We start from the raw sequence: 26,269 nt of genomic DNA on the forward strand, positions 1-26,269 counted from the left end.
TGAACGCAAAATATTTATAATATAAATATATTTTTTTTAACGTGTTATTTGAAGGGTTTGTTAATTATGGAAAACAAGGTTAAATTGCAAAAAATGATTTCGGATTTTGGTTTTTGTTCGCGACGCGAGGCCGAAAAAATGATTATGCAAAAAAGAGTATTAGTTGATGGTCAAGTTGCAAAAATTGGTCAGAGAGTTGATGCTGAGGCTGTTATTAAAATAGATGGCGAGATCATCGAAAGAAGTGATAAAAAATTTTATATATTACTTAATAAACCTCGAAACACCATTTGCACTTTAAGAGATCCGCAGGGTAGAAAAACTATTTATGAGTGAATGGGAATGGATAAATATTGCTATTCAATTGGAAGGCTTGATTTTAATACAACAGGAGTAATAATTATTTCTAACGATGGCAATTTTGCTAATATTTTGGCCCATCCTTCATCTAATATAGAAAGAGAATACATTGCAACATTGGAAAAGCCAATGAGTGAAAAAGATTTAAATTTTTTAAACTCTAATTTCGTAAAACTTAATGGTGTTTTTTCTAAACAAACAATAAAACATATTAAAGATTTAACCTACTCTATAGTTCTTAAAGAAGGTAGAAATCATCATGTGAAAAATCTTTTTTTATTAGTTAATAATTTTGTTAAAAAATTACACAGAAAAAGATATGGAGTTATTACAGATGATGGTTTAAGAGTTGGAGAACATAGGCATATTACGGCCTCTGAGTTGGAATGGTTTAAAAAAATTAAAAAAAGCTAGGTAGATATATAAGAACCTAGCTTTTGTTATTAATGATTAATTTTATATTTTTTTCAATATAATTAAAATCTGATTTAATTTTGTTGTTTGAGTTATTTATGTTGAGGTTATATTTAGCATATTTCATTCAACCTTCAGAAATATCTTTTGTGAATGTTATGGCCGTTTTTTTATCATAATTTAATTTTGCAATATTTTCATCATTTGATATTGAAATTAAATTCAAGTTATGCTTATTAGCAATTTTGAATGCAACCTGGAGATCGTTGCCTTTGGCTAAAAGGCTATATTTTGAATCATTTTTTAGTACATGATAAGACCCTGATAGAAATTTGTATTTTGAAGTTTTTTCACAATTTCAATTGCTATGAAAATTGGCTATAATGATTACGGGGCCATTAAATTTATTAAGGTAATATTCAATAGAGCCCATCAATTCATTAAGATCGCCAGGATATAAAATTTTTATATTAGGAATTTGCAATAAAATACCTATTTGTTCCTCATTTTGGTAATAAATATTAGAGTTTTCAACAGAATTTAAGTCATTTTTTAGAATATATAATACCTTTAGGTTATCACTAACAGATTTTTTGATTCCTTGAATTAACTTGTCTGTATTTGATAAGGAATCAATTATTATTGGTTTAAAATTTGAGTGTCCAAATATACCATTTGCAATTAAACTCATTGCCTCGTTTTTTAATCCTAATAGTAAAGAACGGCCATCTTTGTTGTTAAAATCAAAAACTCCGTTAGTTGATTTAATTCTTGTTATTGGATCTAGCGAAGAAGAAAGTAGGAAAGCGTTTTTGTATTTATCAAATATATTATTTAAGATAACAACCATATTAGAGTAGATATCGCCTGAATTTGATATAAAGTTATCATTTACATTTTCTTTTAGATCTTCTCCCAAGAATTCAATTAATTTATCTGAAGCAGTTCATTTATTAAATAAATCGTTATTATAATCAATAACTTTCTTATACTCATCAACCACTTCTTGATATTTCTCAAAAAAGTCACCACGCTTGAAGTTAGTTGTTTCTTTGAATTCCTCAATTTCATCTACTGTTAAATAATATTTATTATTGTAGTAGTTGTTAAAATTATTAACTGCTAATTCAACAATTGAACTTTTGATTTCGATAAGTGTTGGTTTTTTTGCTTTCTTAGCTTTCGATATTGCGTTTGCAATAGATTTGTAATTAGCATCCTTTAAAATAATATAATTAAATCCATATGATTCATATGTTTTTCTAATATCATTACTATTCTTTTTAGAATTAAAGTTATTTAATAATGTGTTTGAATCATATAGCACAATTAGTTTATTTAGTTTGATTGATCCTGCATATTGTAGAGCTTCAGTCGCAATGCTTGTTTCTAGATCTTTGCTTGAAGCAAAAACATATGTAAAGTGATTTATTTCAGAAAAATTACTTGATAAAAAGGCCTCAGCAACCGCAATACCAACAGCCTCTGCAATACCACAACCATGTTTGCCTGATGAAAAGTCAATACCAAGTTTGTTATTGCGTTTTAAATAGTTATGATATTTGCAACTTGGTTTATTAATGCTTTCAATTTCTTCCTTCGTAATAAGATTCATTAAATATAAAATTGTGTAATAGGTGGTATTTACATCCGGGCACGAAACAATGAATCTATCTCTAGATATTCACTGGGGATTATTTATATCAAATTTATAATGAAAAGCAAAGAGCGCATGAAAAATCTTTGCAGCGCTAATATTAATTGCTACATTTGGATTTTTAGTATTTGCTATCTGGGCTAATGAATTAATTTTGATATTATCAATAGCTAAATTATTAATTCTTCTATTTTTAAACATTTTCAATTCCTTCAAAAACAATGTTAATATTGTTTGGTCTAACATTGATTAATGAATAAATTCTTTGTTCAAGCATGAATATTGTGTTCTTAGTTTCGAATGATAATATAGCTTCTTTTTTTAACTTGTAAGAAATAAAAATCTCAATATTATTTGTGCTATTTTTTATATTAATAATAGGTTTTTTTGTAAGAATTATTGAGTCTTGAGACTCAAAAAATTGATTTATTGCTTGATAAATAACATGTTCTTCAACCTTGAAGTCAAAATTCATTCTTGTGTTGACTGAGATAAAATTGCTCATTATGCTCTTCCTACATATTTACCAGTTTCAGTTGAAACCAAAATTGTTTCTCCTTCTTTGATGAATAGAGGAGTTTCGACTACATAACCGGTTTCCAAAGTAACTTTCTTTTGGGCGGCTTGAGCTGTGTTTCCTTTAACTGCATCTGGTGCTTCTGTTACTACTAATCCAACATTAGCTGGTAATTCAATATCCAAAACTTCTGATTCATATTTTCTAACAATAACCTTCATACCTTCTTTTAAAAAATTGACTTCTCATTTTATTGTTGATACAGGTATTTCTATTTGTTCGAATGTTTCTTGGTCCATTAGCACAATGTTATCTCCTGCATTGTATAGATAGTCCATTGAGACCTTATCAATCATTGCTTTTTCTACTTTTTCACCACCAGTAAAAGATTTTACAGTTATCGATCCGGTTCTTAGATCTTTTGCCTTTGCTTTAACATTGGCTTGGCCTCTTCCTTGTTTTGAATGTTGTGCTTCTAAAACAACATAAATATTACCGTCTAATTTAAAGGTTACACCCGGTTTTAGGTCATTAACATTTATCATAATTTAACTCCTTAAAATATTGTTTATTAATTATATTTGCTTTATATTGTTATAATAAAAATATCTAAATTATAAATTAATAAATTAATATTAATTTAAAAACATTTATAAAATCTAAATTAATAATAGAATAATTACTATGAAAAAAAATGAATTAAATAATTATAATGATAAAAAAAACTTAAACAATAAATACTTGATAATGATTAAAAAAATTCAAAATTGGATAAGAAATAAGGTGAAAAAAGCTAATGCTAGTGGGGTTGTCCTTGGAATTTCTGGCGGCATTGATAGTTCAACCTTGGCAATTATTAGTTATCAAGCTTTTAAAAAAGATGCTCATTTTTATTATTTAAAAACAAGGGCAGATGATATTAATGAAATGCACATCAAGAAGTTAAATTTAGTTGTTGAAAATAAGATTGAAACAATTGATTTAACAAAGGAATTTAACGATTTTTCTGATAAGTTTAATTTAAAGGAGGATTGAATAAAAGCCAACACTAAATCACGATATTTTATGAATGTTTTGTATACAAAGGCGCAACAAAATAACTCATTGGTATTAGGTACAGACAATTTTGATGAATATTATTTAGGATATTTTACCAAATGAGGTGATGGTGGTTGCGATTTATTACCATTTGCAAATATATTTAAATCTGATATTTATGAAATGGCTAAACTATTAAATACACCAACAGAAATTTTGGATAAGAGGCCTTCTGCTAATTTGCTTAATGATCAATATGATGAAGATGAACTTGGCTTTTCATATGATGATTTCGAAAAATATATTATGGATAACACTTTAATAAGTAGTGATATTTCAACTAAAATTGAGTATTTTCATAAAAAAACAAGCCATAAAAGAAGGTTAATTCCAAGAGGCCCAAAGTTTAAATAAAATTTATTTTTTTATAACTACATTGAAATTATTAATTTTTAATTAATGAATGTTATATATAAATTTTTTTTAAATTTAGTTAATATATAGGCATAATGTTAAATTAAAATTTAGGCCTTTATTAATTCGAACCTAAATTTTAAAAAATTTATGAAGTTTTTATGTGTTTTTTTCAATTTGAATAATATAAATTTTGATATTCATCAGTTGTCTTTACAACTTGACAAAAAAGTTTGATTAATCCCTCGTTGGAATCAAAAAGTTTTTTGTCAAAATGGTCATAATATTTAATTTTGCTAATATTATTTATGATGTTTTGATTTAGTTGAAATTCTAATTTAACATTACCTTTAAATGTGGGCGAAATATGATAGCCTATAAGTCCGTCTGTTTTGGAACTGATAAATTCTTTCTTTTTATTATTTCAACTATTTTTATTATTTATATAGTAATCTATTGTGTGCTTGAACTTGTTTATTTCGGTTTTTCTTGGTATTAATTCAGCAGTAATAAATCTATTGCCTTCTTCAATAGAGATACTATTTAAAAATTCTAACTGATATTGCCTTTTAGGAATGTAATATTGATCTGGACTCTTTAATTCAATCGTTTGTTGCATTGCTTTTTCTAAAAAATTATTTTGTTTTAGGTTAAAAAACTTCATATTGTAAATTAGATTATTAGCATAAGCAACATTATTTTCGAAAATGTTTGTATATTCCCCAGTCTCGCCATCGAAGGTAATTTTTATAGATTCAATTAGCTCAAACTTCAAATCTTTTTCTTTAACATTAATATTATTAAAATCAACAACATTATTTTCTATTTTGAAATTAATAACAAAAGAAAGTTTGTTATAAAAATTAGCTCTTCACCTGTTATAAAAACTAACCTTTAGTTCCTTTAAATCTTCGAATTTTATTTCGCTTTTGTCTACATATTTTGAAATGCGAAATTTTATCCGTTCATTTTCTAATTTCTCTAGATCTTGCACTTCAAGATCCTTATTATTTAATTGCAAAATTTTAATTCTTGAATTCTCATATGCTGATTTAGGAATCGTGAATTCAATAATTCATGTATTCTCTTTTAGGTTTCTTAAAATTAATATTTCACATTTTTGATCTTTTGTAAGTCCGATGTCTAAATTTCATCTATCTTCGACATTGTATGTTCCGACAGTTGCACTAATTTTCTCTTTATATTCAACAACTTCTTTTTGGCGTTCAATGTTTGAATAATTATAAATTGGTAGCATTAAATCCTCTCTATGCCTCTCTCATGGGCTATAATAAGTACACCATTATTTTTTACTTTATGCTAATAAATGAAACTTTTGAAACCTTTTATTACATAAAAAAATATTTTGTTCTCATTTTTTGCCAAAATAAATAAAAGCCATATTTGCTATCTTTGCAAATAAGCTTTATTTGACTATTTTATTAATCGAATAAACATCAATATAATAAACTTTCGATAAATTTTAATCTTCGATAGAATGTGGATTTTGATATATTGAAGGTTTTTCAAGTTATGTTGCTTAGATCGTCTTTGAATAAAATTGTTAGTAATATTGAACGGTCCAATTGACTTAGACTTTTAATTAGTTTTATAACTAATTGTTTTGATCCGCTCGTAATTTCTAATCTTTGCAATCTAAGTTCTTCAAAATTTGCAATTTTTTTGGATAATTCCAGTTCAAGTCTAGTAATGTCTAATTCTAATCTAAAACTGCCATTTTCATTTTTTAAACCCACAAAATCCTTTAATAGTTTTAATAATATTGGTCTTATAATAAGGATATTTTTAAATCTTTGTCTCATTTTTTACCTTTCACCATTATTTTAATATTTTTTTTAGGAATTATAGGAATCTATGAAACTGAAAAAACATTTTATATTTATAAATATAAAAAAATTTTAAAGTTTCAAAAAAAATGTAGCATTTTTAGCAATGCTACATTTTATAGATATTTATCTGGGTGTAATTCTTTCATTTTTTTAATGAATTCCTCTTTAGTAAGAGAGCCGTATTTTTGCATTAATTCGACACATTCATTATATTCATTTTGCGCTCATTTTGCATCTTCAAATCCAGTTATGCTGGTAATATTTGGGCCTTTGAAGAATTTATAGTTTTTAAAGAATATTTCTACTGAATGTAGTCACATTTTATCCAAGTCATCTAATGATTTAATGTGATCAAGACGATAATCATCAGCATGAACAGCGATTAATTTAGTATCAGTTTCACCTGAATCAATCATTTTCATTGCTCCAATAATTCTGGCTTCAACTGAGACACCTGGCATAAAAATTTCAGGTGAATAAACTAAGACATCTAGTTCATCGCCATCTCAATCAAGTGCTTCTGAAAGGTAACCATAGTTTGCTGGATATCTAAAACCTTCACGCAAAATTCTATCAACTTTTATTTTTTTGGTTTTTCGATCATACTCATATTTAATATTTGAATTTTTAGGAATTTCTATATTTACTATTACATTTTTCATAAATAAAATTTTATCAATTTTTATTTTTTCTAAAAAATTTCCCTATTTTTTCTTAAAGTCGATGATTTTTAAAATTTCGCACTTATATTTGAATCCAGGAGGAAGAAAAAAATGACAATTTATTTATACGGAAAAATTGTACACACAAATACAAATTATTTTATTTTAGACCACAATGGTAGAGGTGAACTTATTTATGCGCCACAAATGAGTAGATTTAAAGCAGGGGAGGTGAGAAAAATATTTATATCTGAAATAAACAATGAATATTCTAGGGTGACATATGGATTTGACAATTTTAAAGAAATGGTAGTTTTTGAGGATTTAATTTCATTGCAAGGATTAGGCCCTAAAACTGCTATTTCAATATTAAATTCAGGTTGAGAAAATATTATTAATTATATTGCAAACTCTAATAAAGAAGAGTTAATAAAGGTACCTTATGTATCGCCAAAGATTGCTAATGCAATTTTATTGACCTTAAAGGATAAATATATTAAATTTATTTCAAAGATGAGTGATGAAGAAATGCAAAAATTCAATAAAGTTTCAAAAAACAACACAGTTTTAAAAGAATTTGAAGAAACAATGAAAATGTTAGGATTCAAAAATAATCAGATCAGACTTGCTCTTGATAATATGGAATTAACGAGCAATATTGAAGAATCTGTTGAAAATGCAATTAAAATAATTAGTCAAAAACAAAATGAAGCAAGAATTTAGAATAAAAAGTTTTGATAATTTTATTGGGCAAAATAAGATTACATCTACTTTAAAAGTGATGATAAACTCAGCACTAAAACAAAAAAGGCCTATTGACCATTTATTATTTTACGGGCCACCAGGATTAGGGAAAACTACCTTAGCTCAAATAATTGCTAATGAGACTCAAAGTAACATCATTTATGTGCAAGGGCCCCTGATTCAAAAGAAAAGTGATATATTAACTTTGTTTTCTTCGTTGCGTGAAAATGATATTCTGTTTATTGATGAAATTCATGGTATAAATAAGAATATTGAGGAATTATTATACTCTGCCATTGAAGATTATGTTATTGATTTGCCTGTTGGTGTTGAAGGTGATATGAAAATAATGAGATTAAATTTAAATAAGTTCTCATTAATAGGGGCTACTACAAAATTTAATTTAGTATCAAATCCACTAAAAGATAGATTTGGATATATCGGAAAATTATTGCCTTATAGTAACGAAGAAATTAAAGAGATAATCAGTAATTCAGCCAATAGAAATAACATTATAATCGCACCAGATGCAATTGAGGAGATAGCAAGAAACTGTCGATCTACTCCAAGGATTGCTAACAACTTATTAAAAAGAGTTTATGACTTTGCATTATTTCGAAACTTAAATCAAATAGAAGCAAGTTTGGTAAAGGAATCATTTGAGTATCTAGATATATATCCCGGGGGATTAAATATTTTTCAGGTTGAATATTTGAGTATTTTAAAAAATGTATTTAAAAATAAAAGTGCTTCTTTAGATACTATAAGTTCAATTTTAAAAGATGATAAGGTAACAATAATTAATGATTTAGAACCTATTATTTTAGTAAAAAAGTTCGTTGAAAAAACTGTTAGGGGTCGAAGAATAACCAGCGACGGAATTGAATATCTAAAATCAATTAATAAATAACTAATAAGTTTTTATGTTTTTTATATTTAAAACTTTATAACTATTAAAATATATTCAAAATATAACAATTATTATATAATTGTACCTATGAATAAAAAAAATAAAATTAGCCCTGCAATAAAATGAGTTTTTAGTATTTTTATATTTATTGGGATGTTGTTAGCATTTATTTTTGGTTCTATTTTTTATTTAACACCAACATTGAATAAATTTAATCGTACTAATAATGAAATTATCGGAACTAAAACAGTTTTAAAAATTCAAAAAAATAGCAACCAAACAAGTTCTAAAAACGAATTACAACCAAATAAAATTGCAGATATTGTAAAGCAGTACCTTCAAGAAAAAGGTGATAAATTAACTTCTAACTATGATGTTAATTTATTGTCTAATAATCTTATTGAAGTAAAAGATTTGTCAGCAACTGATGATAAATCCCAAAAACAGCTTTTAGACTCATTAATTAAAAAACCTAATTTAACAATTACCGATCATAATGGTAATCCATTATTTTATAAAGGTAGATATCAAGGTAATGAAAGTTCATTCCATGGGTTGAAAGAGCTCATTGATGAAGGGTCTCAAAATTTTAACATGGATTTAGATCCAAATCCCGCAAGTGATAAAATACCTGAGGGTTATGCAGATAGAATTCAAATTAAATTGAATAGTTATGCATGAGATCAATTTACACACCTTGCATATGATTATTTTATAAGAGGTTTTCAACAACAAGGACAAGGTCAAGATGACCCTAGCTCAAAAGTATACTTTTGGTTAAATTTGGATGAATTCATTCAAAATGCCATTCAAAATGATAGAGAAAATTGAGATAGAGCAAAAAATAATCCTGTTAATTATGCATATGCCAATAATAAAGCAGGTGATGATGTTACACGCGATAAGGACGGAAAAGTATTAAAGACGTTAAAACCAAGCTTAAAATATTCAATTAATGCCCAAAGATATTTAATTTCTGCAATATCTCCTATTTCATTGATTTCATCAAAAAAACGTGATTCAATATTTTACTTAATTAATAATATTTCTAATGGTTATTCAAATAAACAATTAACTTCTTTAATTAATTTCTCATATACACCATTTAAATTAGAAAAACAAACTTCTTATTTTATTACTAAATCATATAGACAATTTGATTCATATATCATTGCTATAGTTGTTATGTGAGCCGTTATGTCACTATTTTTATTAATAAAGTACAGACTACTTGGTGTAACTGCTAGTGTTACGTTGGCATTCTTGATATTTGTATTTTTATCAATCATAACTGCTTTTGGTGTAGTTATAAATTCAATAATTGGACTAACAGCAATTATGTTACTATTTATTGCATTTAGTTTATTAATTAGAAAATTGCACATCTTTGCAAAGGAAATTAAGGAAGGTTCGAATACTAACAAAGCTATAAATAAGGCGACAAAAAGGTCATTGATATCTGGACTTGATGTAGTAGCTGTTATAGGCATTGGGGCCATTTTGGCTTTCTATTTAAATATTAATCATTCTTCAACTATTGGTGCGTTAATGGGCATTGGCGCTTTGTTAATTTCTTTTATTGTTATTGGTTTAAATACCATATTGTTTAGACTTATAATTCAAACCGAATCGTTTGATAATAAGAAGTATTTGCTTTTAAGTGCAAATAAAAAAATACATAAATTTACTTTAAAGATTAATAATTTCTTTAAAGTAAGACTACTTATTATTCCTATTATCGCTATTCTTATGGTGTCAATATTAATATTTGGTTCCTTTTCTGGAATACAAAAGTCAGCATTATTAGGTTTTAATGTCGATTCTAATTTAAAATTTAAGTTTATTTATAGTGTTGGTTTAAATTTCAAAAATGGCGTTGATATTAGTGGACAAACTACTATATTAAATGAATTGCAAAATTTTATTATTTCTCATAATGAAGGTGTTTTAATCGAGAAAGTAAAAGCAAGTGAAAACGGATTAAATTCGCTATTAATTTATTCTAATATGGATATGAGCAATTTAATAAACAACGAATTGCTAAAGTTATTTAATTCAAAGAATTATGCAGATGTTACTTTAGTAACTAGCTCTAATGCTTTAGGAAATAACAGCATCGGGTATTCAACTGCCTGAATCTCTCTATTAATGCTATTAACCAATATTTGCATATTCATATATATCACAGTTAGATATTCAATGCAATCAGCAGTTATTTTTATAGTAAAACAAATTCTTTTGATTGGTTTAGTGTTAGGGATATTCATTATCTTTAGAACTAAAATTGATAATTTTGTGTTTGACGGTTTATTATTTGTTTCGTTTATCAATATTGTTGATTCGGTAATCAATTCATCAATCATAAAAGATGAAATTTTAAAAGATACTAATACCAAGAACTTTATTTATAATCCAACCCAGGTTCATAATATTATCAAAATATTAATAAGTGATACCTTTACTATTCAAACATTTAATGTTATTTTGGGATTTGTATTATTATCATCAGCTCCATTCTTGCTTGTGAGTGTATCGTTTAATGCAATATTTTCACTTCAATTAGCATTGTTATTTACTTGATATTTAAACATGTTTATTATTCCAAGACTATTAGAACATTTAATTAATTTAAGATATAAAAATAAACACAAAAGAATTGAAAATGATTTTTGAAAAACAGAAAAAATCCAAGAGCAAACCTTTATTGGTATTAATGATTTTTCGATGTAATTTAGTGAGGAATATATGTTCAAAAGATTAAAAGGCACACAGGATATTTATAATAAAGAGGCTAAAATACTAAATTTTATTCGTAAGACTTTTGAGGGAATAAGCAAAAAATATAATTTCCAATTTATTGAAACACCAATCATTGAAGACTATAATCTTTTTATAAGAGCAGCTGGTGAAACTAGTGATATTGTAACAAAAGAAATGTATGTTTTTCGCGATAACGGCAATAGAACTATTAGCTTAAGGCCTGAAGGCACAGCATCAGTTATTAGAGCATATATCGAAAATAAGATAAATAATTTTACAAAGGCAAAATTATTTTACTTTGGTCCTATGTTTAGATATGAGCGACCACAGAAGGGTAGATATAGACAATTTATTCAAGGTGGAATTGAATTAATCGAAAAAAAATCAGTTCTCTCTAATTTTGAGGCAATTAAATTTGCTAATGATTTCTTAAATGATTTAAAAATAAATGATTCTATTTTAGAAATTAATAATCTTGGTAGCATTGAAAGCAGAAATAAATATATTGCATACTTAAAGGATTACTTTTTAAAATACAGAGATCAACTAAGTGAAATTTCAAAAATTAGATTAGAAAAAAATCCCCTTAGAATTCTTGATGATAAAGAGGAAAATAAAAAAGAATTTGTAATGAATGCTCCTAAATTACTTGATTTCTTAAGTTATAATGAAAAGCAGGAATTTAATGAGTTGTTAATTTTGCTAGATAAATTTAATATTAGATATAAGGTTAATCCATATTTAGTGCGAGGATTGGACTATTATACAGATATTGTCTTTGAATTTGTTTCAGATTCGAAGGCTCTTGGTTCGAAATCAACAATTCTTGCTGGTGGCAGATATGATGGAATGGTTGAATCTTTCGGCGGCCCTATGATCGGATCGATCGGGTTCGCTTTCGGCGTTGATAGAATATCTAACATAATTGCTTATAACATTGACAAATACGAAGAGATAAAAGAAGATTTAGATATTCTTATAGGTTATATAAATGATCACGAAAAAGATGAAATATTAAAAATCGCTTATGATTTAAGAAAAGAGTACAACATTGAATTTATTAATGAAAAATGCTCAATTAAACAACTTTTTAAATTAAATTATCAATTAAAACCTAGAATGCTCATATTTAAGGAATTAAATTCGAAACATCAAGAAATAAAAATAAAAATTAAAGATATTGAAATTATTCATAAATACCATGACATCAAACAATTTCAAGAGATAATAAAGGATGTAATATAAAATGAAGAAAATATATTGTGCAGATTTAGATATAAATAATATAGGTAATAGTGTGGAACTGTTTGGTTGAGTGGCAACTAAGAGAAAATTTAAGAATCAAATGTTTGTTGATTTGAGAGATTCTAGCGGTATCATTCAATTGGTGTTTGTTAATATTTCTGACCCACTTTTAACCAAGGAAAGTTGCATTAAGGTTAATGGTATCGTTAAGAAGCGCCTTGATGCTAATGCAAACTTAAAAACAGGTGAAATTGAAGTTTTAGTTAATGAATATCAAATTCTTAATTCATCTAAACAAATCCCTTTTGATATTGAAGATGATAAGAATAATTCTGCAAATGAGGATTTACGTCTAGAATATAGATTTTTGGATATTCGAAATAAAAAAGTATTGAACAATCTTAAAATTAGACATAAATTATCGCTTTATATTAGAAATTTTTTCGATAAGAAAGGTTTTATTGAGGTTGAAACACCTATTTTAGCTAAATCAACTCCAGAAGGCGCAAGAGATTACCTGGTGCCAACAAGAAAAAAAGGAAGGTTTTTTGCACTACCTCAATCACCTCAATTATTTAAACAATTATTGATGGCTGGAGGTGTTGAAAAATATTTTCAACTAGCAAGAGTTTTTAGAGACGAGGATTTAAGAAAGGATCGACAACCAGAATTTACTCAATTAGATATTGAAATGTCTTTTGGGTCGGAGGAAGAAATCTTTGCATTATGTGAGGAAATGTGAGCAGAAGTTCTGGGAAAATTAGGCTATAATATTGAAACAAAATTTCCACGAATGGATTTCGAATACTCAATGAAACATTATGGAAACGATAAACCCGACACAAGATATCCATATTTAATTCAAGATTATTCAGAGGAATTGAGTGATAAATTCGGAATGAAATATGTAAAGGGTATAATATTTGACCGGGATGTTAATGAGCATATTGATATAATTAATGAAATTTTTTATAAGAATGGTGGCGAGTTTTTTGAAACATTAGATTTAACTTGTCCATCATGTGAAGTTAGCAAACACCTTGCAACAAAAAAAGAGTCAACTCATTTATCAAACCCGATCGCTTTAATATCGGCCGGTAACGATGAAGAAAATGTTTTAAAAGCCTTGGGTGCAATAAGAACGCTATTGAATGAGCTATATAAGTTAGCAGATCCAAATAAATTAAACTTTTTGTGAATAGTTAATTGGCCAATGTTTGAATTTGATAAGGAAACTAATTCTTATGCTCCTGCACATCATCCGTTTACTCAATTTGATGAATCTACTGTTCATTATCTGAAAAATGATGAGTTTAATAAGGTTAGAGCTAAATCATATGATTTAGTTTTAAACGGTTTTGAGCTAGGTTCTGGATCGATTAGAATTCATGATCTCAATATTCAAAAAATGATTTTTGATATTTTAAAAATATCAAGAAAAGAACAACAATCAAGATTTGGCTTCTTCTTAAAATCATTTGAATACGGCCTACCACCGCATTGTGGCATTGCATTTGGTATTGAAAGAGTTTTAATGATTTTAACTAAATCATTATCTATAAGGGATGTTATTGCTTTTCCAAAAAACGCAAAAGGTGTAGATTTGCTTACTTCAGCGCCATCAGAATTAACAAAAGATCAACTTGCTGAGTATGGGATAGAAATTAAAAGTTAGGAGAAAATAATATTATGGTATGAGCATTAGTTGTAATTCTTTTAATAATATCCTTAGGTATTATAGGAATATCGTTTATGATGGCCCCAGATTCTAATAGTTTTAGCGGTGCACTTGTTGGTAGCAATGATCTTGACCTATTTAAAATTTCAAAAGAACGCGGAATTAAAAAAGTTCTTAAATGGTCGATGATTTCCTTAGGTATTTTAATGTTTATATTTGCAATTATTTTGCGCGTTGTTTGACAGCAAGGTTAAAACTTACATATAATGAACAATAAATTTTTTAAAAATGTTAAAAAATTAGACTCAGTTGAGATATTAAAATTCATTCAATCTCATCCACAAGGTTTAAGTTTTTTGGAAATTGTAAAGAAATTAAACATACATCCATCATTAAATACTGATTTATCATTAATACTTAAAAAATTGGAAGAAAACGAAAAAATCGAATACAAGAGGGATGGTTCCTATATTCCTATTTTTTATCTTACAATGGTCGAAGATATTGTTGCAATAACTAATAAAAGATTAGGTTTTATTGATTTTATTGACGCTAATGATGAATCGAAGAAAAAATCTGCAATTTTATTTCCATTTGAAACAAGAAATCTACTTGATGGTGATTTAATAGAGGCCAAAATTTTCTATTATTATAACGATCAAAATGAATTGTTATATAAGGCAAAAATTACAAAACTATTAAAACATAAAAAAAATATTTTGATAGGAAATTTCTTAAGATCGCATAATGGGAAGATTTATTTCGAAGCATCAAATGATCGAGATAAAGGAAAGTTTGAGATTTTTAATTTAATGAATATACCTAAAAATATAAATAGAGATGATGTTGTTGAGGTTTTTGTTTTAGAACCAAATGAAAAAAATATTGCTATTAAGTTTAATAGAATTATTACAAATATTAATTCTTTTGAATTTCCATTTGCTAAAATTCTCGCAGAAAATGAAGTTAGCCAGAAATTCAATGATAGTGTTCTTCTAGAAGCTTCCAATATGCCTACATCTGTTAGTGATCATGAAATTAAACAACGAAAAGATTTACGCAGTTTATTAACTGTTACTATTGATGGTCTAGATACAAAGGATTTTGATGATGCAATATCATGTTTTGTGTTACCTAATGGTAATACAAAACTTTATATTCATATTGCGGACGTTTCTTATTATGTAAAAGAAGGAAGCAAAATTGATAGTGAGGCATTGCTTCGGGGTACATCAATTTATTTGCCAGGTGAGGTTATACCTATGTTACCTTATGAATTATCTAATGGAATTTGTTCATTAAACCCTAATGTCGATAGATGTACTATTACACTTGAGTTAGAAATAGATAAAGAAGGTAATAATGTTAAAAAAGATATTTATGAAAGTGTAATTAATTCTAATTATCGCCTAACTTATAATGAAGTGAATGATTATTTTAATAAAAAGATAAATGTATCGTTAGAATTAAAAAAATTAATGGATGATTCGCAAAGAATATCAAAAATTATTCGACAATATAAGATCAAAGAAGGTTATGTTAATTTTGAAATTAAGGAACCAAAGTTAATTATAGAAAATAATAAAGTAGTAGACATCAAAATAAGAGAGGATGGCGAAAGTGAAAATATGATTGAAGATTTTATGGTTAGAGCAAATGAAACAATAGCAGAAATGATGTTTGAAAACCATATTCCTTCAATATATCGTGTTCATGATAAACCATCTGATGATAAGCTTTTTGAGCTTCAAGAACTTATTAAATTTGCACATTTAAATAATATATTGGTACCTTTTGATGGAAACCCATTAAGTTTTTCAAAAATGGTAAATAAACTAAAAGAAAAAGGATTGGATGATTATATAAAAAATGCTTTTCTTAGAACAATGCAAAAAGCAGTATATTCATCTAAAAATATCGGTCATTTTGGTCTTGCTTCTAAATATTATTCACATTTTACCTCACCAATAAGAAGATATCCTGATCTATTATTGCATCGTTTAATTAAGAAATATTTGTTTGCTCGTAAAAAAATTAGCGATGAACAGTTTTCGGAGGAATCTAGTAAAATTGAACAAATTGCGCTTATGAATTCTGAAAGTGAAAGAACGGCAATGACTGTTGAAAGAGAAATTGTTGATATTAGAAAAGCTGAATATTTTGAATCACTAATCAATAAGACATTTGTTTCTACGGCCGTTTCTATTGAAAAATTTGGAGTATTTTTTAATATTAACGAATATCAAACAAGTGTTTTAATAAGATTTGAAGATTTGAATGATAATGTTATAAAAATTTCCAATTATGAAGCTAAAGGCGACCGCCTTTTATTCAAGGTTGGCCATAATTATAAAATAAAAATTATTGGGATTGAAAGAGAAAAGGGAAATATTAATGCGTCTTTGTGTTAATATTTCTTTTTTTGATCTTATAATATTATTTATGCCAAAGTTAATTATAAAAAATAAATTTGCTAAATTTGATTATGAGATTCATAGTACTTATGAAGCAGGAATTTCATTACTTGGTTGAGAGGTAAAAAGTTTGAGGGCACAAAATGCAAAAATGGATAATGCTTTTTGCTCTATTAGCAACAAAAATGAAGTTTGGATTAATAATTTGTATATTTCTCAATATATGCTAGTTAAGGGCGAATTGGATAGATCAAGAAAATTATTGATGCATAAAAAAGAAATTTTGAGAATAAGTAATTTAATTGATAGATTAGGCTTAATAATGGTTCCCCTTTCGATTTATTGAGTGAACAATTATATAAAAGTTGAAATTGCTTTGGCTAAAAGATTAAAAAAATACGATAAACGTGAAAAAATTAAACAAGAAGAGCTAAAAAGAAACCTTAGAAAAATATATTAACGGGGATGTAATGGCTTCGACAAATATTTACGTATTTCAATTGCAGTGGTCTTGTAAACCATAATACTTCTAGGCTTTTTTAAATGCAAACTTAGAAAACAAAAAAGAAAAAGACTACTTCATGACAAACGTTATGAATCGTCAATTAAATCCAGTATTTGCTTAATTAAAATCTGGTCAAAATCTTATAATGTGGCCCGCATTTAAGAATTTTGTTGTCTTGGGCTTGATTCAGTACTGTTTCAGTTAAGGGCTGAATGACTCAAATAAACTGACACCCTTTTAATTTTTTTTCTATTTTAATTAAAACTGGTTTAGCATAAAAATAGAATAAACTGTAGATATTGAAATATTACAATGTATGGACCGGGGTTCAATTCCCCGCATCTCCACCAAATGTAAATACACTAGCATGATGCCTTGGCATCATGTTTTTGTTTATGTTAAGAATCAATTATAAAAATAATTAGATAAAAATTATAGTAAAAATTTTTATTAGACAAATAGCAATATTAATAACTAAATAAGAGGAATCACCGATATACCAACGTCAAGTAAAATGATAGATGCAGAAAGTTAAAGAGTCGCCATTATTAGAAAAAACTGCTTAAAATTTATTTTTTTCAATTTACAAAAAACTCAAAAGATATCGAAAGAAATGGCCTTTTAAAATTTTGGGAAATAGCAAATTTTAAAATATTAAGGTATTTAGCAAATAAATAAATTTATGAAATTATTAATTTGTGGTGGCTTTATTTCAAAATAACAATTGTAATCTTGCCGAATTGTTAAGTTAAATTTTACAATTATCGTAAAAACCTATTTTATTGTTATTTTTTGATGTAAAGTTTAGAAAATAATTTAATCCGGTTTTTTGATAAAAAAATATATTAATAACAAAAAAAGTTTTTTTATTTTTTTTAAATAAAATAGCTTATTTTTAATTAAAAAATAATGTATGATTTTATAATATATAAAGTATTTTTATTGTAAATCTTAAAATAAAAGGGGAAAAATAATGGCAGTGAGATTAGTCGTAAATCATCCTGATGGATGGGCAGTAAAAAACCCAAAAGGTCAAAGAGCTTTGAGAGTTTTTAAAACGCAAAAAGAAGCTATGGATTATGCAAAATCATTGAAGGATACAACGTCAATTAATGTGCAAAGTAAGACTGGTGCATTTAGAAAAGTATAAAAATGTACAATATTTTAGATGGTAAAAAAACTAAGGAAGAAATACAAACTAAAATAAAAAAGCAATTTGAAAACATGGCAGAAGATAAAATGCCAATTTTAGGTGTATTACAGGTTGGTGATCTTGAGGAATCTAATATATATATAAAGCATAAATTAAATATTGCTCATTTCCTTGGGTTTAAAACAAAATTAATAAAATTAAATAGAAACGTATCAGAAGAAGAAATAAAGCATAGTATTGATATTCTGAACAAAGAAACAACCGGTTTTTTAGTTCAGCTTCCTTTGCAAACGGATAAAGTCAAAAATCTACAAGATTTACTTAATTGCATTAATATAACTAAGGACATTGATGGTTTGACACAATGGAATCAAGAAGCAAATTTTCTAACTAATTTTAATTCATTTCTCCCTGCTACAGCTCTTGGTGTTGTTATATTATTAAAAAAATACCAAATTAATTTTAATAATATGAATATTGCCGTTGTCGGTCAAAGCAAGATAGTTGGAAAGCCGCTTGCTGATTATTTTGAGCAAAATGGGTCTCATGTAAGAAGATATGATATTAATACTCCGAAGGACGATTTATTATTGAATGATTTAGTTGTTGTAGCAACTGGCTGCCGTGGCTGCCTGGACGGAATAAAATTAAAGGATAATGTTGTCCTTATTGATGTAGGAATACATCGAATAAATGGTTTAATTGTCGGTGATATTGATATTTCTAAGATAAATAACAAAATATCATATTTAACTCCAGTACCTGGCGGTGTTGGACCCATGACTATCATTGCCTTAATGCTTAATTTGGTTAAGGCATATGATATGCAAAACGATTCAAATTTTTTATCAAAAATATTGATAGATTTATAATTAACTTTATATGTTTTTTAATATAATTATTAACTGTTTTTTTATAAAAAAATAGCATATTACACAAATTGCTATTTTTTATTTTTTTACTATTTTTTGATTACAACATTTAGTAAAATAATTTAAATATTTTTAGTTTTCTTATTTAGGGGGTCTTTATGATAATAGGAATAAGTGGAATGATTGCTGCGGGAAAAAGTTCGCTTTCTTCCAAATTAGCTAATCATTATAAAAATTCTTTACTACTGAATGAATTTGAAGAAAATGATGAGGTATTCAATACTTTTTTAAAGTGATTATATGAGAAGAAACAAAATTTAACTATTAGTTTTCAAAGTTTTATTATTGAAAACCATTCAGCAAAATTTATGGAAATTTATAATAAATTGCAAGATAAACCCGATATAGATCGGCATTTGTTTTTGGATAGATTTTCTATTGAACATTATATTTTTGCTAAGTTAATTCTTAGCAAAAAGGAACCTAAATATTTTGATGGCTTCAAAGCCTTATTTTCTAAGTTAATTACAAAAAGCGAATTACCGGACTTAGTAATATTTCTTGATATAAGTTTTGATACTTTTAAGAAAAGAATTTTTGAGCGAGGGAGAGCTATTGAAATAGATAATTGAGATCTTAATTACGATTATTTCAAGAACTTGCATGAAAATTATTATAAAATTTTTAAAGAACTTGCTGATGATTTTCAACTTAATTACAAAATTATCGATACAAACAATTTATCTGAGGATGAGGTATATAAGCAAGTAGTAAAAATTATTGATGAAGAGGAAAAACAATGGCAGTTAAGACAATTGATCCACGAATAGAAAAAGTTCTTTTCAACCAAGAACAATTGGAATCAAAAATAATTGAACTAAGCAATTGAGTTAATGAAACATATAAAAATTCAAATAACTTAATTCTTGTCGGTTTATTAAAAGGATGCTTACCGTTTTACGCTCAATTGATAAAAACAATTAACATAGATTTTATTACGGATTTTATGATAACTAGTTCATATGATGGGAAAGACAAACCATCAGGAAATGTTAAGATAATTCTTGATCTTGTTAATAATATCGAGGGTCGTGATGTGTTAATAGTTGAAGATATTGTCGATACAGCAAAAACTATGACTAAGGTTGTGTCAATTTTGAAATCTAGAAATCCTAAGAGTCTTAAGGTCCTTACTTTATTAAATAAACCTAGTGGTAGAATTGTGGAATTTGAGCCTGATAATTATGGTTTTATTATTCAAAAAGAAGACTTTGTTGTTGGCTTTGGTTTTGATTGAGAAGAAAAAATGAGACAGCTGCCTTATATAGGTACAATTAAAAAAAGTATTATTTAATTGTAATTAAATAAAGGAAAAAAACAAACAAAAATGAGCCTTCTTCAATATATGAGGTTTCAGCATTAAAAAATTGATTTTTTACAGTTTTTTTTATTCCGTTGAGGAATTATTTTATCACTTGTTTTTACATTAGGAATTGCTATACCATGAGTTTATTGTGCAAGACAAAAATTTATTGCAAACCACACCATTATAAGCGCTAGAAGATTGAAATCTGATGGAAGAGGTGGACAAATTATTTGATTCATTTATTAAATGATGACTATTAAGTATTGTAACATTTGGTTTTTATACTTTCTTTATCTTGCCACAAAGGGTTGTTGCTTGATACACAAAGCATACACTCATTGCTGAATAATTAAAAGAAATTATAAAATGCAAGAATTTAATCTTGCATTTTTATTTTTGCGTTTATCTATTTTTCAGCCTTGTCAGCCTTAGTTGTTGATTCTTTATCATTGTCCTTAGGTTTTGATTGTACCATTTTAACAATAGCTTGTTCAACATTCTTTTCATATTGTTTTATATTTTCTTCTAATTTTCTATATTTTTCATAATTTTCAGAATCGCTAAATTGAACTAGTAAAGTAAAAATTTTATGTGGTAGTTCATTTTGTTCCAATGATTTCTTTGAAACGAAGGTTTTTATTTGTTCTGGTTTTAAATTATATGATTTAGCTATTTCATTAACCTTATTTTCATATTCTTCATCAGTGATTTGTAGATTTTCCTCATCTACAATTTTTCCTAAAACAAATGATTTAAAAAGATTTTTAAAGGCTTCATCTTGATATGTTTTTAGAACATCCTCTTTATTGGTTTTTGTGAATTCAAAATAATCTCTTTCGCTAATCCCTTTTTGTTTTAGTTGTTGAATAAAACTTTTATAATATTTTTCAGCTTCTTCATTAATAATTATGTTAGAAATTGTTATTGAAGAGTTCTTGATGATTTCGTTGATTGCTTCATCTGTGTAGGTTTGCGAAGCTACTTGTAAAACTGCTTTTGTTGCTTCAAATTCAACATATTCATTAAATTGTTCGATAGTGTTTACTAATGGATTTATTTTTGCTTCTTTTAAGAATTGATCATTTACCTCTGGGTAATTATTTGTTTTAACTGAATTAATTTTTACTTTAAAGACTACATCTTTTCCAGCCAATTCTTTTGCATGATATGTTTCAGGGAATTTAAGATTTATATCTTTTGATTCACCACGATTTAGATTGACCATTTGTTCTTCGAAGCCAGGAATGAATTGATTTGATCCTATTACTATGTCAAATTTTTCAGCTTCTCCGCCTTCAAATTTTTCCCCATTAATGTAACCAGTAAAATCAAAATTTACACTATCACCCATTTTTATTGGTTCATTAGATTCAATGGAAACAGCGTAATTTTTTAGAATTGTTTCTTTGGTACCTTCAATCATCTTTTTATCAATGTTTGCAATGTTTAACTTAGTATTAAGTTTCTTATATTCACCTAAATTTACATTAGGAAATAGAGGGAATCTAAATACATATGTGGCACCTTGGTCAGAATAATCACTAACATCAAAACTAGGGTGATAATCATTAATAATTTTATCTTCGTCTTTAATTTGAGTAATTATATGATTTTTATAAACATCATCAAATTTATCATGAATTACTTTATTAAAAATTTTAAATGGATCAACTCTTTTTAGAGCTTCTTTTAAAGGGGCTTTACCTTTTCGAAATCCAGGAATTGTAACATCATTAGCTAATGATTTTTGGGCTTTTTCATAGGCCTTGGTTCACTCCTCGCCATTAATGGTATAATCGATAATTAATTCGGTATTTTCCTCATTGAATTTTCTTGACATTTTTTTGTTCTCCTTGAATAAAAAATATTGTTATTATTATAACATTATTTATTTAAATAATGAATATAATGATTTTTCATTATCTGATAGTGAATTTTCATCACTTTCGCCAAATAAAACCTTAGTAACGTTGATTATTTCTTCATATTCGCTAATAGTTTTATTTTTTAAAATATTAATTCAATTTTTGAATAAATATGCACTGAATACTTGTCTGGCGATTTTGCTTTTTGCTACATCATTGCTGTAAATTGTTAATATTTCTTTTTCCAGTTTAGCAATTGCCTCATTTTTTAAAAATGAACCATCTATTTTAGGATTAATTATTATATTATTAACTTTGTAATTGTAATCAACATTCTTTGTTTGCAATAAATCATATATTAGCGTTTGAAATCCTCCGTTGTCAAAACCATCTCCATTAAAAAAGAATTGAAATTCAGATAGATATTCATTTATATCTCGGTTTTTTAATTCATTATAGTTAAGCATAAAAATATAATCCATTTTTTTGTTTTTTAATGAATTAATTAGTGATAAAGTATCTAAATTGGTTTTTGTTTTTAAATTGTTTTTTTTAATCTGAAATAATATAGTATTTCTGAAAGCATCAATTTCTTTTTGCATTGCATCAATAACAAATTTATTTCTCGAGTTATCTAAGAGATAAATTGCTTTGAGCGGGTCGTCATATCTTATTTCTGTTATTTTATCAATGAAATCATTAAATTCTTTTTCTATTAAATCCATAATATAAAATTTTACACTATTAACATTATTAAAATAAATAATGTTGCTTCTAAATTAATAAATAATTTTATAATTTATATATAAAAAAATTAACGTTATTAGATGACGAAAATTAATTTTATTTTTAAAGAATTTTTAAGGAGAATAGGAATGTCTAAAATTAAGAAAATATATGCATATGAAGTTTTAGATAGTAGAGGGAATCCAACAGTTAAGGTTGAGATAACCACTAAAAAAGCTTTCGCTGAAGCTCTAGTGCCATCGGGCGCATCAACTGGATCAAAGGAAGCTTTAGAACTACGTGATAAAGGAACAAAATATGAAGATAATTGATTTGGTGGAAAGGGTGTTCAAAGTGCTTGCGATCATATAAATAATGAAATAGCTAGTTTATTAATTGGGCATGATGTAAAAAATCAAGAGTTGATTGATAATATTATGATTGATGCTGATGGTACTCCAACAAAATCAAAATTTGGTGCCAATGCAATTTTAGCTGTATCTCTAGCATGCGCAAAAGCAGCTGCAATCGAAGCTAAAAAGCCATTATATGAATATCTGGCTTCTTTAAAACAAATTAGTGCAAGTTCATTTACTTTGCCGGTGCCGATGTTAAATGTTATTAACGGTGGTGAACACGCTTCAAATACCATTGATTTTCAAGAATTCATGATTATGCCGGTAGGGGCTAAATCATTTAAACACTCTCTGCAAATGGCAAATAAAGTATTTCATACATTAGCTAAATTACTTAAGAAGGCAGGACACGGAACACAAGTAGGTGATGAGGGTGGTTTTGCACCTAATTTACATACCCATGAGGAAGCACTTGATTTTCTTGTTAAAGCAATTAAGGATGCTGGTTTTAATCCTGCAACAGAAGGCGTAAATTCGATTGCAATTTGCTTGGATGCTGCATGTTCGGAACTATATGATTCAGAGACGAAGAAGTATATATTTAAGAAATTTAAGAAGGCATTATTAGATAAAAGAGCTGGTTTTGAAAAATATGCTAAAAATAAATACGAATTTACAACTAAAGAACTTGTGAATTACTTTGGTAAATTGATTAATAAATACCCTATCATTTCAATTGAAGATTCACACCATGAAGATGATTGGGACGGTTTTATTGCAATGAATGAGAAGTATGGTGAAAAGGTTCAGTTAGTAGGGGACGACTTAATTGTAACAAATCCTCAATATATAAAGGAAGCTATTACTAAAAAAGCAATTAATGCTTCATTAATTAAGATTAACCAAATTGGTTCATTAACAGAGACAATTAAAGCAATCAAGATGTCTCAAGAAGCTAATTTAGTTCCTGTGATCTCACACCGTTCTGGTGAAACAGAAGATACATTTATCGCTGATTTATCAGTAGCATTTAGCACCGGAGAAATAAAAACTGGTTCAATGTCAAGAACTGATAGAATTGCTAAATATAACAGATTAATAAAAATCGAAGATGAGCTAGGTAATAGAGCTAAGTTTAAAGGAAGAGAAACATTTTATAATTTAAAATAATATATCAAAATAAAATTAGACCTAATCCCCAATTGTTATGGGTTTGGTCTAATTTTATTATTTTTGTTTTAAAAAAACTTAGCCAAAAAGCCAAGTTTTTTTAAAACAAATTAATCGATTTTCACTTTAACAGCAGCACCCATTGAAGTAGAAACTACAATGTTTAAAACATATGTTCCCTTAACAGTTTGTGGTTTTAATCTCTTAACTGTTTGAATTATGGTTTCAGCATTTTGAGCCAACAATTCAGTAGGCATTGATTTTTTACCAACCGAGGCATGGATAATTCCACCCTTATCAGCACGGTAATTTGCTTTACCTTTTTTCAATTCTTCAACAGCTTTAACTGGATTTGTTGTAACTGTTCCTGTCTTTGGGTTTGGCATTAAACCTTTTGGACCAAGCTTTTTACCATATTTTCCTAAAACAAGCATCATTTTTGGATCGGCAACAATCACATCAAATTCATATTTATCTTGATTTAAAATTTCTGGTAGTTCTGAAGATGAATAAACGAAGTCTGCCCCAGCCTCTAATGCTGCTTTTTGCGCTGAAACTTCATCAGTAGCCACTAAAACTTTAATGCTTTTACCAGTACCATTTGGTAGCACTACAGCTCCACGTAGTTGTTGGTCTGATTTTCTTGTGTCTAAATTTAATTTAATAGCAATATCTAATGATTCGTCAAATTTTGCAAATGAAGCTTTCTTAGCTAATTCAATTGCATCTGCTAAAGGGTAAATATCTTTTTTGTTAACTAATGTTTTTAAAACTTTAGCGTTCTTTGTAACTCTCTTAGCCATTAGTTAGCACTTCCTTTTAGTCATTCTTCATAACCTTCAACTGTAATACCCATATTTTTAGCAGTTCCAGCAACCTGATGCATAGCGCCTTCTAGAGTTATTGCATTCATATCTGGCATTTTATATTCCGCTATTTCTTTTAATTGTTCCAAAGTAATTGAACCAACTTTTTCTTTGTTTGGAACTCCACTACCTTTTTTAATTTTTGAAGCTTGAATCAATTTATATGATGTTGGTGAGGTAAATAATTTAAAAATAAATGATTTATCCTTATAAACTGTAATTAATACAGGAACCGGTTCCGAACCTCTATCTCTTGTTTGGTCGTTAAAAGCTTTAGTAAATTCAGGCATGTTAATACCAACACCTGCTAATGCAGGGCCCGGTTTGGCTTGTCCAGCTAAAAATTGTAATTTAGCTTTTTTTACTATTTCCTTTGCCATTTTTAAAAAATCCTTTCGATAATTGTGGTTCAAACGAATTAATAAATTCTTCCACTTTTTAGGCAATTTTACATTGCACCTAGAAATTATAGCAAATAACTTATTTTATTAAAATAAACTCATTATATTTCATTAATTAGCGTGAAAAATGAGCCACCGATATTTTGAATTTGTTTAATTATACATTTTGCATAATTTCTAATAAAAAAATATAAAAAAATAGCTCTACTTTTAGGAATAGAATAATTTATTATAAAATTACAATTTTATTTATATCTCTTCTTATTTTTTCTAAATCTTCATTAATTGATCGCATTAAATCTATTTCTCTTTGTGAAATAAGACCA

Annotated in this window: 25 protein-coding genes and 1 other RNA gene; 16 read left to right on the plus strand and 10 right to left on the minus strand. The window is 27.0% G+C overall.

Annotated elements, in window-relative coordinates; all coding sequences use genetic code 4:
• The first annotated feature begins 66 nt into the window (after positions 1 to 66).
• Positions 67 to 774 carry a pseudouridine synthase gene (locus tag ACWXVO_RS01295; protein WP_438340796.1) on the plus strand — a complete coding sequence of 236 codons (708 nt, stop codon included), beginning with the start codon at positions 67 to 69 and terminating at the stop codon, positions 772 to 774.
• Between the two features lie 16 nt (positions 775 to 790).
• Here the strand turns inward: ACWXVO_RS01295 and ACWXVO_RS01300 are convergent, their stop codons facing one another.
• The 3 genes from ACWXVO_RS01300 to efp are packed head-to-tail and all read right to left on the minus strand — an operon-like array spanning position 791 to position 3,493.
• On the minus strand, positions 791 to 2,632 hold the full coding sequence (locus tag ACWXVO_RS01300; RefSeq protein ID WP_456002081.1) for a hypothetical protein: 1,842 nt from the start codon (positions 2,630 to 2,632) through the stop codon (positions 791 to 793).
• Positions 2,625 to 2,936, minus strand: coding sequence for an MMB_0454 family protein (locus ACWXVO_RS01305; RefSeq protein WP_444705108.1), 312 nt, complete (start codon positions 2,934 to 2,936; stop codon positions 2,625 to 2,627). Before ACWXVO_RS01305 ends, ACWXVO_RS01300 begins: the two co-directional genes overlap by 8 nt.
• Positions 2,936 to 3,493, minus strand: a complete 558-nt coding sequence (gene efp, locus ACWXVO_RS01310; protein WP_438340799.1) for an elongation factor P — start codon at positions 3,491 to 3,493, stop codon at positions 2,936 to 2,938. Before efp ends, ACWXVO_RS01305 begins: the two co-directional genes overlap by 1 nt.
• 139 nt (positions 3,494 to 3,632) lie before the next feature.
• Between efp and nadE the strand changes: the two genes are divergently transcribed.
• Positions 3,633 to 4,400 (plus strand): NAD(+) synthase, encoded by a 768-nt coding sequence (gene nadE / locus ACWXVO_RS01315; RefSeq protein ID WP_456002084.1) that lies wholly within the window; start codon positions 3,633 to 3,635, stop codon positions 4,398 to 4,400.
• A 148-nt stretch (positions 4,401 to 4,548) separates the two neighbouring features.
• Here nadE and ACWXVO_RS01320 read toward each other — a convergent pair whose 3' ends face one another.
• The 3 genes from ACWXVO_RS01320 to ACWXVO_RS01330 all read right to left on the minus strand — a co-directional run bounded on the left by ACWXVO_RS01320 (position 4,549) and on the right by ACWXVO_RS01330 (position 6,912).
• Positions 4,549 to 5,658 (minus strand): MHO_1580 family protein, encoded by a 1,110-nt coding sequence (locus ACWXVO_RS01320; RefSeq protein ID WP_456002087.1) that lies wholly within the window; start codon positions 5,656 to 5,658, stop codon positions 4,549 to 4,551.
• A 184-nt stretch (positions 5,659 to 5,842) separates the two neighbouring features.
• Complete coding sequence (locus tag ACWXVO_RS01325) at positions 5,843 to 6,223, minus strand: hypothetical protein (RefSeq protein WP_438340802.1); 381 nt, start codon at positions 6,221 to 6,223, stop codon at positions 5,843 to 5,845.
• Between the two features lie 140 nt (positions 6,224 to 6,363).
• Positions 6,364 to 6,912 (minus strand): inorganic diphosphatase, encoded by a 549-nt coding sequence (locus ACWXVO_RS01330; protein ID WP_438340803.1) that lies wholly within the window; start codon positions 6,910 to 6,912, stop codon positions 6,364 to 6,366.
• A 111-nt stretch (positions 6,913 to 7,023) separates the two neighbouring features.
• Between ACWXVO_RS01330 and ruvA the strand changes: the two genes are divergently transcribed.
• The 13 genes from ruvA to hpt all read left to right on the plus strand — a co-directional run bounded on the left by ruvA (position 7,024) and on the right by hpt (position 20,547).
• Positions 7,024 to 7,635: a Holliday junction branch migration protein RuvA gene (ruvA, locus tag ACWXVO_RS01335; protein WP_438340804.1), complete on the plus strand. Its 612-nt coding sequence runs from the start codon at positions 7,024 to 7,026 to the stop codon at positions 7,633 to 7,635.
• Positions 7,619 to 8,566, plus strand: a complete 948-nt coding sequence (ruvB, locus tag ACWXVO_RS01340; protein ID WP_456002090.1) for a Holliday junction branch migration DNA helicase RuvB — start codon at positions 7,619 to 7,621, stop codon at positions 8,564 to 8,566. Before ruvA ends, ruvB begins: the two co-directional genes overlap by 17 nt.
• An 87-nt stretch (positions 8,567 to 8,653) precedes the next feature.
• Positions 8,654 to 11,296 carry a protein translocase subunit SecDF gene (secDF, locus tag ACWXVO_RS01345; RefSeq protein WP_455994008.1) on the plus strand — a complete coding sequence of 881 codons (2,643 nt, stop codon included), beginning with the start codon at positions 8,654 to 8,656 and terminating at the stop codon, positions 11,294 to 11,296.
• Positions 11,297 to 11,311: 15 nt separating this feature from the next.
• Entirely contained in the window at positions 11,312 to 12,571 is a 1,260-nt protein-coding gene (hisS, locus tag ACWXVO_RS01350; protein WP_456002093.1) for a histidine--tRNA ligase, read from the plus strand.
• Position 12,572: 1 nt separating this feature from the next.
• The gene (gene aspS / locus ACWXVO_RS01355) at positions 12,573 to 14,246 is read left to right on the plus strand and encodes an aspartate--tRNA ligase (RefSeq protein WP_438340808.1); all 1,674 of its coding nucleotides are present in this window, start codon (positions 12,573 to 12,575) and stop codon (positions 14,244 to 14,246) included.
• A 14-nt stretch (positions 14,247 to 14,260) separates the two neighbouring features.
• A complete protein-coding gene (gene secG, locus ACWXVO_RS01360) occupies positions 14,261 to 14,503 on the plus strand; it encodes a preprotein translocase subunit SecG (RefSeq protein WP_438340809.1) in 243 nt (80 codons plus the stop codon).
• A 12-nt stretch (positions 14,504 to 14,515) separates the two neighbouring features.
• Positions 14,516 to 16,660: a ribonuclease R gene (gene rnr / locus ACWXVO_RS01365; protein WP_456002096.1), complete on the plus strand. Its 2,145-nt coding sequence runs from the start codon at positions 14,516 to 14,518 to the stop codon at positions 16,658 to 16,660.
• A 31-nt stretch (positions 16,661 to 16,691) separates the two neighbouring features.
• Complete coding sequence (gene smpB / locus ACWXVO_RS01370; protein ID WP_438340811.1) at positions 16,692 to 17,123, plus strand: SsrA-binding protein SmpB; 432 nt, start codon at positions 16,692 to 16,694, stop codon at positions 17,121 to 17,123.
• 1 nt (position 17,124) lies between these two features.
• Positions 17,125 to 17,518: a transfer-messenger RNA gene (ssrA, locus tag ACWXVO_RS01375) on the plus strand.
• 623 nt (positions 17,519 to 18,141) lie between these two features.
• Positions 18,142 to 18,318 (plus strand): DUF2188 domain-containing protein, encoded by a 177-nt coding sequence (locus ACWXVO_RS01380; protein WP_438340812.1) that lies wholly within the window; start codon positions 18,142 to 18,144, stop codon positions 18,316 to 18,318.
• Positions 18,319 to 18,320: 2 nt separating this feature from the next.
• Positions 18,321 to 19,193 (plus strand): tetrahydrofolate dehydrogenase/cyclohydrolase catalytic domain-containing protein, encoded by an 873-nt coding sequence (locus ACWXVO_RS01385; protein WP_456002099.1) that lies wholly within the window; start codon positions 18,321 to 18,323, stop codon positions 19,191 to 19,193.
• Positions 19,194 to 19,351: 158 nt separating this feature from the next.
• On the plus strand, positions 19,352 to 20,023 hold the full coding sequence (locus ACWXVO_RS01390; RefSeq protein ID WP_456002102.1) for a deoxynucleoside kinase: 672 nt from the start codon (positions 19,352 to 19,354) through the stop codon (positions 20,021 to 20,023).
• Entirely contained in the window at positions 19,993 to 20,547 is a 555-nt protein-coding gene (gene hpt / locus ACWXVO_RS01395) for a hypoxanthine phosphoribosyltransferase (RefSeq protein WP_438340815.1), read from the plus strand. The genes ACWXVO_RS01390 and hpt overlap by 31 nt, the downstream gene beginning before the upstream one ends.
• A 418-nt stretch (positions 20,548 to 20,965) precedes the next feature.
• Here hpt and tig read toward each other — a convergent pair whose 3' ends face one another.
• Both tig and ACWXVO_RS01405 read right to left on the minus strand, forming a co-directional pair.
• Positions 20,966 to 22,399, minus strand: coding sequence for a trigger factor (tig, locus tag ACWXVO_RS01400; RefSeq protein ID WP_444705116.1), 1,434 nt, complete (start codon positions 22,397 to 22,399; stop codon positions 20,966 to 20,968).
• 48 nt (positions 22,400 to 22,447) lie between these two features.
• The gene (locus ACWXVO_RS01405) at positions 22,448 to 23,149 is read right to left on the minus strand and encodes a hypothetical protein (RefSeq protein WP_438340817.1); all 702 of its coding nucleotides are present in this window, start codon (positions 23,147 to 23,149) and stop codon (positions 22,448 to 22,450) included.
• A gap of 150 nt (positions 23,150 to 23,299) precedes the next feature.
• Here ACWXVO_RS01405 and eno point away from each other — a divergent pair, with 150 nt between their 5' ends.
• Entirely contained in the window at positions 23,300 to 24,676 is a 1,377-nt protein-coding gene (gene eno / locus ACWXVO_RS01410; protein WP_456002105.1) for a phosphopyruvate hydratase, read from the plus strand.
• A 110-nt stretch (positions 24,677 to 24,786) separates the two neighbouring features.
• Here eno and rplA read toward each other — a convergent pair whose 3' ends face one another.
• Both rplA and rplK read right to left on the minus strand, forming a co-directional pair.
• Entirely contained in the window at positions 24,787 to 25,479 is a 693-nt protein-coding gene (gene rplA / locus ACWXVO_RS01415) for a 50S ribosomal protein L1 (protein WP_438340819.1), read from the minus strand.
• The gene (gene rplK / locus ACWXVO_RS01420) at positions 25,479 to 25,922 is read right to left on the minus strand and encodes a 50S ribosomal protein L11 (RefSeq protein ID WP_438340820.1); all 444 of its coding nucleotides are present in this window, start codon (positions 25,920 to 25,922) and stop codon (positions 25,479 to 25,481) included. The genes rplA and rplK overlap by 1 nt, the downstream gene beginning before the upstream one ends.
• Positions 25,923 to 26,269: the final 347 nt, after the last annotated feature.

The organism is Mycoplasma sp. 1890 (assembly GCF_053851615.1).